Origin of the sequence: Neobacillus sp. 114, assembly GCF_030127045.1 — a bacterium.
Taxonomy (GTDB): Bacteria; Bacillota; Bacilli; order Bacillales; family Cytobacillaceae; genus Neobacillus; species Neobacillus rhizophilus.
Map to the genome: position 1 here is coordinate 5,197,749 of NZ_CP126144.1, position 12,064 is coordinate 5,209,812.

Below are 12,064 nucleotides of genomic sequence, written 5' to 3' on the forward strand. Positions count from 1 at the left end.
AGGCGAGTTCATGACCCTCCCGGTTGACTTTCACCAGCCGTCAACTCTCTAAATACGGGACTTAAATCACTACTACTCCTACTCACTGTTATTGAAATATAAATATAACGTAATTGTATTAAATTTTCTAACAGTATGCAAGTAAACTTGAGCCCATTTTCATGGTTGACAGGGAAACTACATTTTAAACATCAAAACCACAGTCAATCTGCTGTGGTTTTGGTTGCGGAAAGTATTTATAAAGCTTTTGCCGTTACCTGCTCTTGCGTTTTCAAATGACGGTCATACATTAGCGTGGTAACGATTCCGATGATAAATAATCCGATTAAGATTGTGAATAGGGCAGACATGCTGTATAAATCAACAATGATGCCACCAAGGAGCGGTCCAATCATTCTCCCGCCGGTCGCGGTGCTGTTCACAATGCCTTGATAAAATCCTTCCCGGCCCTTAGGAGCAAGGGCGAAGGCTAAGGTCGGCACCGCCGGCCAAACGAACATTTCCCCAATTGTCAAAATAATCATCGCGGCTAGGAAGCCGGTAAAAGCACCCGCATTTCCAGCAACTATAAATGAAATGATAAAGATGGCGATTCCGATCAGGATTTGCACCTTAAGGGAAGCACTAAGATGTTTTAAAATACTATTTAAAACAGGCTGCCCCAATACGATTAATGCCCCGTTTATCGTCCATAACAAGCTATATTGTGTGAGGGTGATATTGATTTCCTGCGTATAGGAAGCAATTGTTGTAGTCCACTGGACATACGCAACCCAGCATAATAAATATCCCGCACTAATAATAAGTAAAGCTTGCAGGTTGGCTTTGCTTTTTATGGTTTTAACTGTTTCAGTGTTAGCTTCTTTTTTAACTGATTCAACCACAATTCCTTTATATCCAAAAACCGCGATAAGTAAAAAGATCACATACATGATGGTATTGGCCAGGAAGATTAGTTGGAAGGAATAATCGGCAACAATGCCGCCTAAAGCAGTACCAACAGCAACCCCGAGGTTTTGCGCAACATAGAGGGCATTAAAGGATTTTCGGCCGCCTTCTCTCCAAACCGAACCTGCCATGGCATACATCGAAGGAAAAATAATGCCGGTCCCAAATCCAACAATGGTCAAAAAGAAAACATAGGATGGCCAGCTATGCCAGATGGTTAATCCCACCAAGGCTAGAAGCGAAATTCCAATTCCTAAAAGAATCGATTTATAACCGCCTAATTTATCATATAAATTTCCGCCAAACAGATTTCCGATAACAGTGGCGCCTGCATTTAACATCAGAACAATTCCGGCAACCGAAAGGGACTTACCTAAATAATCGTGAATATAAATTGTATTTAAAGGCCATAAAAAAGAAGAGCCTATTACATTCACTGCCATCCCAATGATTAAAAGCCATAAGGCACGTGGCATGAAAAACGCTCCTTTGATTAAAAATATTTCGATATCCTTGGTAAATTTTAGCCCTTTTTCAGTTGTAGCGCAATCATTTTTGATTACCATTTTTCGCATGGAAGAGATTATGAAAAAATTGATTCGTAGAGGTTTTTGTAAATGGAAAAAATCCCTCAACAATACGTTGAGAGATTTTGGCAAATTTATGAAGATTGATTATTTTCCTGGTGGAATTTCGATTTTACAGGCTGGCCGCCAGTTTGTTCATACTTCTTTTTAGCTTGTTTAATGATGTCTACATCTTGTCCAAACTCAATATCCTGATTGTTAATTCCGTTCCGCGTTTTTTGTTCAGGGTTTTGCTGTTTTGAACGTTTTTTCAAAACTGTTCTCCTCCTCGGGTCCCTTGTAAAATCAAACTATTTTGCAGCTGCTGAACCTGCAGTCTCATTCTGTGCAGCTGTTCCCGCTGTTGCCCATTAGCGCTATGAGCCATTGTACAAATATCCTGATACGTCTGCTCAAGATTTTGCAGCGCCGTCGTATAATCATTATCATTGTAATGTTCCTGAAGACTGCTTTGCTTATACTGCTCCTCGGCGTGGCGAAGACAATCCTCCACCTGCTGTGTTAGGTTTTCCATTGAATCGCGAGTAGCCATGTAAGAACCCCCTTCTTGATATGGCGCAACCTAAAATCACTAATTGAAGCGCACTGCTTCATTTCTTATTTTGTTCCTCAATCTTTTTCCTATTACACGATTGAATTGATAAATCCTGGCAGTGATAAATACAGTTGGATAAGCATTATCTTCATGATAAAATTTACTTTATGCAAAAAATATAAAGGAGTTTTACTGAATGCTTCAGACAAAACCTTTTCAATATGCAACTGATGATAAGCGTTACCATACATGGAACTATCACCTGCGCCAGCAATTTGGGCACAAGGTGTTTAAAGTAGCCTTAGACGGTGGCTTTGACTGCCCGAATCGTGACGGTACTGTTGCCCACGGCGGTTGTACGTTTTGCAGCGCCGCAGGTTCAGGCGATTTTGCAGGAAACCGGATCGAAAGCTTGGAGAAACAATTCAACGATATAAAAACAAAAATGCACACGAAATGGAAAGACGGCAAATATATGGCCTACTTCCAAGCATTCACTAACACCCATGCTCCTGTCGAGGTTCTTCGTGAAAAATACGAAACGGTTCTTAAGCAGGAAGGAGTGGTAGGTTTGTCGATTGCTACACGGCCTGACTGCCTTCCAGATGATGCTGTGGAATACTTGGCCGAACTAAATGAAAGAACTTATCTGTGGGTTGAGCTTGGGCTGCAAACTGTTCACGAACGAACCGCCGGGCTCATCAATCGTGCCCATGATTTTCAGTGTTATGTTGATGGTGTGGCCAAATTAAGAAAGCATGGTATTAGAATTTGCACCCATATTATCAACGGACTCCCTCTTGAAACCTATGACATGATGATGGAAACCACGCGAGAGGTCACAAAGTTGGATGTGCAGGGCATTAAAATCCACCTTCTGCATCTGTTAAAAGGAACACCAATGGTAAAGCAATATGAAAAAGGAATGCTCGAGTTTTTATCAAAAGAAGACTATGTAAACTTAGTATGTGACCAATTGGAAATTTTACCGCCGGAAATGATTGTTCACCGAATTACCGGTGATGGACCAATTGATTTAATGGTTGGACCGATGTGGAGCGTTAATAAGTGGGAAGTCTTAAACAGTATTGATGCAGAATTAAAAAGACGGGACAGCTGGCAAGGAAAGTTTTTTCAACAGGAGTTTGTTGACCGATGAAAATGGAAAGAATTCTTCCCTATGCCAGAAAACTACTTCAAAAAGCAGTTAGCGAAGGTGATATAGTTGTGGATGCGACATTAGGGAATGGGCATGATACTGTATTTCTCGCTGACCTGGTTGGAGAAAGTGGCCATGTTTTCGGTTTTGATGTTCAGGAACAGGCAGTCCAGGCTGCTCAAGAACGATTAAAAAAGCAAGGGCTGTCAGAAAGTGCCACTCTTTTTCACGCCGGTCATGAAAAATCCGCCGAGCTAATACCAGCGGTTTATCACAGTAAGATTACGGGTGCTGTTTTTAACCTCGGCTACTTGCCTGGCAGCGACAAAACGATTGTCACTCAGCCCGAAACAACCCTCACCGCAATTGAACAATTGCTTGAACTGATGGCTCCTGAAGGAATTATCGTTCTTGTTATATACCATGGTCATGAAGGAGGCGCGATTGAGCGCGATGCCCTTTTGGAGTACTGCCGCAGCCTGGACCAAAATATAGCCAATGTCCTGCAATATCAATTCATCAATCAAAAAAACAATCCGCCATTTATTGTTGCGATTGAAAAAAAATAGGAAAAACCAGGCGGAGGCCTGGTTTTTTATTATTACATTTTCAAAAGCAACCGAGTCACAAATGATGGCATCGCTTTTTGCAAAGATCGGTACATTAGTCCATTGAAATAAAAGAAATAGCTGATCCAGCCGCCTGCTTTGATGACTTTTTTGGCAAGCTTCCTGACATCCCTCTGCTTGCGGACCTTGGAATCGGATAAATAGATGCCAAGCAAGCCGCGATTGATAAGCTGATGAAATCCTTTGTGGGGAAGAAACTCGGTATGCCTGTCCGCTTCCACGACAAAATGCTTTAAACGATTAAACAGGGTTTCCTGGTTTTCATAATAAAAGCAGAAATTTAGGTCGCCTCCGGCCATATCCTCCTCTTGGTCAATAAAATAATCCAAAAGAATATGCAGGCCTTGTATATAAGGGAAATAGCCATTGCGGATATTTTCAGCATCGCTAGCTGTAAAATCATCGCGCATCGCGTAAGACACTAGGCAAAATATTCCTAATGTTGAACCCGAGCAGGCTGAGAACTCGTACCACTCCATTTTCGGCAAGTGACTTTGATGGCGTTCAAACCAATTTTCAAGCCTAGGCACCCGTTCTTCCTTTTTTACATGCTTGTGAATTTGCAAATCACAATAGTATTCGCAAAGTTCAAGCAGATATTTCTTTATAAATTCATAATGCTTCAATTCCCTTAAAACACTGCGGCATGTCTCTGATAAATCATTTAAATAACCGCCGTCATCCTGGTCCTCGCGAAGGCGGTAATAGTTTTTCCGATCCGCATGTAATATAAGGGCATCCGACATCGATTCATGAAGAGCCGCAAAATCATTTGGATCAAGTGATGTGCTCCGGTCACAAAGATTGTCCAAGTAATCGCTAATCGTTTGGTAGGCGACGATAAACTTGACCGCATTTTTATAGTGCTCATTTGCGGTCAAAGCCATTATGGCACCGCCTTCACAATGAAATGTCTTGTGCTCGATGCTAGCAAGTGCCTGCTTCCTTAGTTCCGGATTAGGAATTTTTTCGGCGCGATTTTTCCAATACGCCAATTCTTGATGGACAGTCGGAATGATTTTGCGATAGACCCTCGACATAAGGGTGATTGGCTTCATGGAAAAAGTCCCCCTTTCTAAACAATATAACCAATAGCTTTTAGCTGGCTGTGGACAAAATCCTTAGCGTATTCAAATACTTCTTCCCGTTCCGGTTCATTAAAAATTTCATGGTAACATTTCGGCCATTCTTTAAATCTTTTTTCCGATAATGGCGCATGATTAAACCATTCTTTCACTCTGACTTTATTAACAATTTTGTCATCCCCGCCCTGCATCACCAGCATGGGGACATCCCGTGTTTTTCCGAGGCTCTCGAAGGCTTGTTTAATACCATCCGCAAGTTCACGATACCATCTTACTGAAACTTTTGTCACGTAAAGAGTATCATTCGAATCCGCTTCCCTGACATCCTCATTCCTCGTTGCCATTTGTACTGTCAGCCCTGAATTCATTCTAAAGGACGGAAAAACCACATTTAAGGCATATGAAAGAAAGTTTAACAATTTGGATGGCGGCTTAATCAAGCCTAAACATGGAGAGGACAATATCACGCCAGCAATGTTTACTCTTTCTTCTTGAAGGAGTCGAATAGTAATTAACCCGCCCATACTATGTCCCAGTAGAAAAACAGGCAATTCATAACGATAGGCTGCTTGAACCCAATCCTTTACTTCAAATATGTATTCATCAAAGGAATCGATATGTCCTCGGCGCGATCGTGTTGTCATTCCCTGTCCGGGAAGGTCGGCCATAATGACATGAAAGCCGGACGTGCGCCACATCTCAATCAGCCATCCGTAGCGGCGATGGTGCTCCATGGCGCCGTGAACCATGACAATAACAGCCTTCGCTTCCCCTTCTGCTTCCCACTTCCACATAACTGATCCCCCTAAAACGTTATCATTTTTTGTATTTTACCATATAGGAAAGACGAATAAGAATCTAAATGAATTTTTTAATTGCAATATTTTTTGTAATTCCTTGTATTGATTCGTTAAAATAGAATTATCATTCAAAAAGGAGCGAGTATGATGATTTACCCTTTTAAAGATAAATACCCTGTCATTGCCGACACTGCCTATATTGCAGATTTTGTAACTATTACAGGGGATGTTGAAATCGGCGATGAATCCAGCGTCTGGTTTAATTCCGTTATTAGAGGCGATGTAGCACCGACTAGAATCGGTATGAAAGTAAACATCCAGGACAATTCAGTACTCCATCAAAGCCCAAATAACCCTCTAATATTAGAGGATGAAGTGACAGTTGGCCATCAGGTCATATTACATAGCTGCATCATCCGAAAAGGGGCACTTATCGGAATGGGATCGATTATTTTGGATCAGGCGGAAATTGGCGAAGGTGCCTTTATTGGTGCTGGCAGTCTTGTTCCGCAAGGCAAAAAAATCCCTCCTAATACATTAGCATTTGGAAGACCAGCTAAAGTTATTAGGGAAATCTCTCCTGAAGACATTAAGGAAATGGAAAGAATAACAAGAGAATATGCGGAAAAGGGTCAATTTTATAAATCCCTACAAAAAGGCACCCAATCTTAAACGATGGGTGCCTTTTCTTTTCCATTTATCTACTCGCTAATACTGAATCTTTTTTATACTCGCTTTGAAAGTAGTACACTCCTTCAACATACACCTGATGCCAAACCATAAACATAAGAACAGTCCAAATCTTTCGGCTGTTGTCAGCTTTATCCTGACAATGGTCATCAAGAAGCTTTAACAGGTACGTCTTATTGATTAAATGGTCTGTCTGGCTTTCACGAATGATATTTTTTGCCCAATCATTCATCTCAGCCTTTAGCCAGTGGCGGATAGGAACAGGGAAGCCAAGCTTCTTCCGGTTTAGAACATGATCAGGAACGACCCCTTCGGCGGCCTTCCGCAAAACGTACTTAGTAGTGCCGTTAGCTGTTTTCAAGCTAGTTGGGATTTTCGAGGCCACTTCAAATACTGCCTTATCTAAGAACGGCACGCGCAGTTCCAATGAATGAGCCATCGTCATTTTATCAGCCTTTAGCAAAATATCGCCGCGCATCCAAGTATGGATATCGATATATTGCATCCGGTCAACCGGATCATAGCCTCTTGATTCCTCATAAAGAGGCTTGGTGATATCGGTATAGTTCAAGCCTTCACGATAGACACTCAATAGCTCACGTTTTTCCGCTTCGTCGAACATCTTGGCATTACCAATGTAGCGCTGCTCCATCGGTGTCACCCCGCGTTCAATAAAGCTCTTTCCTTTCATCCCTTCCGGAAGCATATCGGCAATTCCTTTTAGAAGGACCTTTCCGACTCTAGGAATTTTATTAAAAATCTCCAAATCGCCAGGTTCGCGGTAAATATTATAGCCGCCAAACAATTCATCAGCGCCTTCGCCTGAAAGAACAACCGTAACATGCTTTCTCGCTTCACGGGCGACAAAATATAATGGAACACATGCTGGGTCGGCAAGTGGGTCATCCATATGCCAAATAATTTTAGGAACTTCTTTCATATATTCCTCAGGCGTAATGATATAACTGATGTTTTCCACGCCAAGCTTTTCAGCTGTTTCCTTGGCGACATCAATTTCACTGAAGCCATTGTGCTCAAATCCGACGGAAAACGTTTTAATAGCCGGATGGAATTGCTTTGCAATCGAGGCAATGATGGAAGAGTCAATCCCACCTGATAAGAAGGATCCAACCGGAACATCACTGCGCATATGCTTTTCAACCGAATCAAACAGAATATCACGGATTTCCTTTACGAAATCATCTTCCGATTTTAGTACCGGGTGAAAATGTGCCTTCCAGTAGCGGTTCATTTCCATCTTCGAGCCTATTTTTTTTGTAAAATAATGGCCTGGTTCAAGCTTTTTAATTCCTTCAGATAGGGTATCAGGTTCTGGAACAAACTGATAGGTTAAATAATGCTGCAAGGAATCATAATCCAGCACATCATTTTTAAGAGCCAGCAAAATGCTCTTTTTCTCAGAAGCAAAGAAGGTTCTGTCACCATCCTCCATATAAAAGAATGGTTTAATTCCAAACGGATCTCGTGCCCCATAAAGTGTTTGTTCCTGCTTATCCCAGATAACAAAAGCAAACATGCCGCGCAAGCGTTCAACTGCTTTTTCCTTTAGATGGCTGTAGAGGGCAATGATAACCTCTGTATCAGAGCTTGTGGAAAAAGTTAGTCCTTCTTTTAGCAACTCTTCACGTAGCTCGACATAGTTATAAATTTCACCGTTAAAAATAATCCAGTACCGTTCGTTTTCATACGTTAGCGGCTGGTGCCCGGATTCAATATCAATGATACTTAACCGGCGGAAACCAAATTGAATATGATCATCATAATAATAACCATCATCATCTGGTCCACGATGGGTTATAATATCGTTCATATTTTTAAAAAGCTGCTTTTCTTCGTCACGATAATTTTGCGTTTTGTCATGTACACAACCGATAAAACCGCACATTATGTACCTCACCTACTCTATTTCAAAATATCCTTTTGTAAAAACATACTCTTTAATACTACCACTTTTTTTTCAAAAATGGCACTGTGAACAAAAGGAAAATCATGTATCATCATTTTTCACTTCAATAGTCCTACTTAAACATTTTATTCCAGTTTTTAAAACACTGAACAAGAAATTAGACGATTAATGAAAAATGGGAGTTACACCTTAATGCAACTCCCACTCCCTATTATTCTCCTGCTGCCTTCTCACGTAATGCATCTGCCTTATCAGTGCGTTCCCATGGAAGATCAACATCCGTACGTCCAAAATGTCCGTAAGCTGCTGTTTGCTTATAGATTGGGCGGCGTAAATCCAGCATTTTAATGATTCCAGCAGGGCGAAGGTCGAAGTTTTTACTTACTAAGTCAACCAATACCTCTTCGCTGACTGTGCCTGTGCCAAAAGTATCGATGGAAATCGATACCGGTCTTGCTACACCAATCGCGTAGGCAAGCTGTACTTCACATTTTTCAGCTAAACCTGCTGCGACAATATTTTTTGCAACATAACGTGCAGCATAAGCGGCAGACCGGTCAACCTTTGTCGGATCCTTACCGGAGAAGGCGCCGCCGCCGTGACGGGCATAGCCTCCGTAAGTATCCACGATAATTTTGCGGCCTGTCAACCCTGCATCTCCCTGCGGTCCGCCGATTACGAAGCGGCCGGTTGGATTTATAAAATATTTTGTATTTTCATCGATTAATTCTTTTGGAACAACCGGATTAATGACATGTTCCTTGACATTACGCTGAATTTGCTCAAGTCCGATTTCCGGATGGTGCTGGGTGGAAATAACAATTGTATCAATCCGAACCGGTTTGTTGTTCTCATCATATTCCACTGTTACTTGTGTTTTTCCGTCCGGACGAAGGTATGGAAGGATATCGTCTTTTCTAACTTCTGTCAACCTGCGGGCAAGCTTATGGGCCAATGAAATGGGCAGTGGCATCAGCTCTTTTGTTTCGTTACAGGCGAAGCCGAACATTAAGCCTTGGTCACCTGCACCAATTGCTTCAATTTCTTTATCTGACATTTGACCTTCACGCGCTTCAAGGGCTTGATTGACACCCATGGCAATATCAGGAGACTGTTCATCAATAGAGGTTAAAACTGCACAGGTTTCAAAATCAAAGCCATATTTCGCACGTACGTAGCCAATTTCTTTAATCGTTTCACGAACAATTTTGGGAATATCTACATATGTAGAAGTGGTAATTTCGCCGGCAACCAGGACTAAGCCTGTCGTTACTGATGTTTCAGCAGCCACACGGGCATTTGCATCCTTTGCTAAAATGGCGTCTAAAATAGAATCAGAAATCTGGTCACAAATCTTATCAGGATGACCCTCAGTTACTGATTCGGAAGTGAACAAATGGCGTTTTGTTGACATCTGAATTCCTCCTATAATAATGAAATAATGAGGCTGCTTTTTTCAAAGGTTAACACCCTTTCCAAAAAACCTCCATTTTGATACGGAACTCATCCCTAATAGTATGAAATAAACATCAGGTTTTTATGAAATACTACCGAAAAATACCCAAACGAAATTCTTTAGAAGATTAGTAAAGCGATTCAAACGGCACGTGCGTTCGCCAAACATACAAAAAACCTTTCCATGAGGAAAGGTTGAATGCAAACATTTTGCGTGCCTTTCACTCTTATCGTTCAAGGACAAGCCTTGCATCAGGTTGAGCACCTTTGCCCGAAAAATGACCAATATAGGCATTTTCCTAGTTGCAGGTTGCTGGGTTTCATAGGGCCTGTCCCTCCACCAGCTCGGGATAAGAGAGTATCCGTTCAAGCTAAAATCATACCTCAGATTCTTAAAGTATGTCAATGTATTTTTTAGCAACATTAACCAAAATATACAATGGAGTATGATACAAAATATGCTTAAACTGTTTTTTTCATGACTTTTTAATCACCTTTAGAATAAGGTATAAAATACAGCATAATTTCGTCAATTAGTATAGACTATTATTTTAATTGTGTTATACTATTCAATATTAATATACCAAATTAAAAAAACCATAAAAAGGAAGGTTCATTAAATGAATTCTGTTCATATCCCGAATGAATTAAAGGAATTACTTAATGAAAGTAATGTCCAAGTCCAATTATCTGTGCCGCAGCTAGTTGAAAAAATCCTCAGCAGAAAAGAAGGGACACTCACTTCCACCGGAGCGGTTCGTGTTTCAACAGGAAAATATACTGGGCGGTCTCCAGAAGACAAATTCACTGTTTTGGAGGAGTCAACCAAAGATAAAATTGCCTGGGGCTCCTTAAATCAGCCAATCTCACAAGAGACTTTCGATCATCTTTATAATAAGGTATTAGAATACTTAAAACAGCAAGAAGAAGTTTATGTATTTAAAGGCTTTGCTGGTGCTGATAAGAAATCACAACTGCCGATTCAAGTCATAAATGAATTTGCTTGGCATAATCTTTTTGCCCACCAGTTGTTCATTCGGCCTTCGGAAGATGAACTTCTGACTCATGAAGCTGAATTTACAGTAATTTCTGCCCCTAATTTCAAAGCAGACCCGGCAGTCGACGGTACGAATTCTGAAACCTTCATTATTATATCATTTGAACGCCGCGTAGTTCTAATTGGAGGAACTGAATATGCGGGGGAAATGAAAAAATCGATTTTCTCTGTCATGAACTATTTACTGCCTGAAAACAATATTTTCTCTATGCACTGTTCAGCGAATGTCGGCATTGAAGGGGATGTAGCATTATTCTTCGGTTTATCCGGAACTGGAAAAACAACTCTTTCCGCAGACCCTAATCGCCGTCTAATCGGTGATGATGAGCACGGCTGGTCATCAAATGGCGTCTTTAATATTGAAGGCGGCTGCTATGCAAAATGTATTAATCTATCCCGTGAAAAAGAACCGCAAATCTTTGATGCCATCCGTTTCGGGACCGTTCTTGAAAATGTTGTGATCAACCAGGAATCGAGAATTCCGGATTACGATGATGGAACATTAACAGAAAACACTCGGGCCGCATATCCAATGGAGGCCATTGATAATATTGTCCAGCCTAGCATTGCCGGCCACCCGAATACCATTGTGTTTTTAACTGCAGATGCATTTGGGGTTCTTCCGCCAATCGCTAAATTAACAAGGGAACAAGCAATGTACCATTTCTTAAGCGGATTTACATCAAAGCTTGCTGGCACAGAGCGCGGCATTACTTCACCGCAGGCAACCTTCTCAACCTGTTTTGGTGCACCATTCCTGCCGCTGCCGGCTACACGCTATGCCGAAATGCTAGGTGAAAAAATACTTGAGCATAACGTTAATGTGTTCTTGGTTAATACAGGCTGGACTGGCGGAGAATATGGCGTCGGCAATCGTATGAAACTCTCATATACTAGAGCAATGGTGCAGGCAGCTCTTGAAGGAGAACTAAATCACGTAGAAACCGTTAAGGATACATTCTTTGGCCTAAATATCCCGCTCCATATTGCTGGGGTCCCTGATGAAGTGCTTCAGCCAATGAAAACATGGGCAGATCCTAAGGCCTATGAAATGAAGGCAAAGGAATTAGCAGGTCAATTCCGTGAGAACTTTAAAAAGTTTGCTAACGTTGCTTTGGAGATTAAAGAAAAAGGCGGACCAATTGCATAAATGCCTAAGGAAAAAGAGGCTGTACCGTAATTCGGTCAGCCT

At 41.4% G+C, this 12,064-nt stretch carries 11 protein-coding genes, 1 riboswitch and 1 other annotated feature (1 of these 13 running past the window's edge); of the genes, 4 read left to right on the top strand and 7 right to left on the bottom strand.

The annotated features are described in order from the left end of the window. Positions 1-95, bottom strand: a binding site (T-box leader); it reaches 126 nt to the left of the window's first position. A gap of 141 nt (positions 96-236) precedes the next feature. The 3 genes from QNN06_RS25500 to QNN06_RS25510 all read right to left on the bottom strand — a co-directional run bounded on the left by QNN06_RS25500 (position 237) and on the right by QNN06_RS25510 (position 2,067). Next, a complete protein-coding gene (locus tag QNN06_RS25500) occupies positions 237-1,424 on the bottom strand; it encodes an MDR family MFS transporter (RefSeq protein WP_284036192.1) in 1,188 nt (395 codons plus the stop codon). Positions 1,425-1,609: 185 nt separating this feature from the next. Continuing rightward, positions 1,610-1,789, bottom strand: coding sequence for a glycogen biosynthesis protein GlgD (locus QNN06_RS25505; RefSeq protein WP_217037283.1), 180 nt, complete (start codon positions 1,787-1,789; stop codon positions 1,610-1,612). Beyond that, positions 1,786-2,067, bottom strand: coding sequence for a YtzC family protein (locus tag QNN06_RS25510; protein WP_213119843.1), 282 nt, complete (start codon positions 2,065-2,067; stop codon positions 1,786-1,788). Before QNN06_RS25510 ends, QNN06_RS25505 begins: the two co-directional genes overlap by 4 nt. A 199-nt stretch (positions 2,068-2,266) precedes the next feature. Here QNN06_RS25510 and mnmL point away from each other — a divergent pair, with 199 nt between their 5' ends. Both mnmL and mnmM read left to right on the top strand, forming a co-directional pair. Next, positions 2,267-3,229 carry a tRNA modification radical SAM protein MnmL/YtqA gene (gene mnmL / locus QNN06_RS25515; RefSeq protein WP_284036193.1) on the top strand — a complete coding sequence of 321 codons (963 nt, stop codon included), beginning with the start codon at positions 2,267-2,269 and terminating at the stop codon, positions 3,227-3,229. Continuing rightward, a complete protein-coding gene (gene mnmM, locus QNN06_RS25520) occupies positions 3,226-3,798 on the top strand; it encodes a tRNA 5-(aminomethyl)-2-thiouridylate-methyltransferase MnmM (protein ID WP_217037285.1) in 573 nt (190 codons plus the stop codon). The genes mnmL and mnmM overlap by 4 nt, the downstream gene beginning before the upstream one ends. Before the next feature lie 32 nt (positions 3,799-3,830). On the opposite strand, the gene QNN06_RS25525 is transcribed toward mnmM, so the two are convergent. Together QNN06_RS25525 and QNN06_RS25530 are read right to left on the bottom strand one after the other, a co-directional pair. Beyond that, positions 3,831-4,916: a tetraprenyl-beta-curcumene synthase family protein gene (locus QNN06_RS25525; RefSeq protein WP_213119840.1), complete on the bottom strand. Its 1,086-nt coding sequence runs from the start codon at positions 4,914-4,916 to the stop codon at positions 3,831-3,833. Between the two features lie 17 nt (positions 4,917-4,933). Beyond that, positions 4,934-5,737, bottom strand: a complete 804-nt coding sequence (locus QNN06_RS25530) for an alpha/beta hydrolase (protein ID WP_213119839.1) — start codon at positions 5,735-5,737, stop codon at positions 4,934-4,936. A 153-nt stretch (positions 5,738-5,890) separates the two neighbouring features. Between QNN06_RS25530 and QNN06_RS25535 the strand changes: the two genes are divergently transcribed. Beyond that, positions 5,891-6,415, top strand: a complete 525-nt coding sequence (locus QNN06_RS25535; protein ID WP_284036194.1) for a gamma carbonic anhydrase — start codon at positions 5,891-5,893, stop codon at positions 6,413-6,415. 25 nt (positions 6,416-6,440) lie between these two features. Here QNN06_RS25535 and asnB read toward each other — a convergent pair whose 3' ends face one another. Both asnB and metK read right to left on the bottom strand, forming a co-directional pair. Next, positions 6,441-8,339: an asparagine synthase (glutamine-hydrolyzing) gene (asnB, locus tag QNN06_RS25540; RefSeq protein ID WP_284036195.1), complete on the bottom strand. Its 1,899-nt coding sequence runs from the start codon at positions 8,337-8,339 to the stop codon at positions 6,441-6,443. 232 nt (positions 8,340-8,571) lie between these two features. After that, entirely contained in the window at positions 8,572-9,774 is a 1,203-nt protein-coding gene (gene metK, locus QNN06_RS25545; RefSeq protein WP_284036196.1) for a methionine adenosyltransferase, read from the bottom strand. A gap of 265 nt (positions 9,775-10,039) precedes the next feature. Further along, positions 10,040-10,172: riboswitch (SAM riboswitch) on the bottom strand. A 263-nt stretch (positions 10,173-10,435) separates the two neighbouring features. Between metK and pckA the strand changes: the two genes are divergently transcribed. Continuing rightward, complete coding sequence (pckA, locus tag QNN06_RS25550; RefSeq protein WP_284036197.1) at positions 10,436-12,022, top strand: phosphoenolpyruvate carboxykinase (ATP); 1,587 nt, start codon at positions 10,436-10,438, stop codon at positions 12,020-12,022. The last annotated feature ends 42 nt before the right edge of the window (positions 12,023-12,064 follow it).

Excerpts from the sequence above, each read along its gene's own strand:
- QNN06_RS25500 (WP_284036192.1), bottom strand. The coding sequence starts at position 1,424 with ATGCCACGTGCCTTATGGCTTTTAATCATTGGGATGGCAGTGAATGTA.
- QNN06_RS25510 (WP_213119843.1), bottom strand. The coding sequence starts at position 2,067 with ATGGCTACTCGCGATTCAATGGAAAACCTAACACAGCAGGTGGAGGAT.
- mnmL (WP_284036193.1), top strand. The coding sequence starts at position 2,267 with ATGCTTCAGACAAAACCTTTTCAATATGCAACTGATGATAAGCGTTAC.
- mnmM (WP_217037285.1), top strand. The coding sequence starts at position 3,226 with ATGAAAATGGAAAGAATTCTTCCCTATGCCAGAAAACTACTTCAAAAA.
- QNN06_RS25525 (WP_213119840.1), bottom strand. The coding sequence starts at position 4,916 with ATGAAGCCAATCACCCTTATGTCGAGGGTCTATCGCAAAATCATTCCG.
- QNN06_RS25530 (WP_213119839.1), bottom strand. The coding sequence starts at position 5,737 with ATGTGGAAGTGGGAAGCAGAAGGGGAAGCGAAGGCTGTTATTGTCATG.
- QNN06_RS25535 (WP_284036194.1), top strand. The coding sequence starts at position 5,891 with ATGATTTACCCTTTTAAAGATAAATACCCTGTCATTGCCGACACTGCC.
- asnB (WP_284036195.1), bottom strand. The coding sequence starts at position 8,339 with ATGTGCGGTTTTATCGGTTGTGTACATGACAAAACGCAAAATTATCGT.
- metK (WP_284036196.1), bottom strand. The coding sequence starts at position 9,774 with ATGTCAACAAAACGCCATTTGTTCACTTCCGAATCAGTAACTGAGGGT.
- pckA (WP_284036197.1), top strand. The coding sequence starts at position 10,436 with ATGAATTCTGTTCATATCCCGAATGAATTAAAGGAATTACTTAATGAA.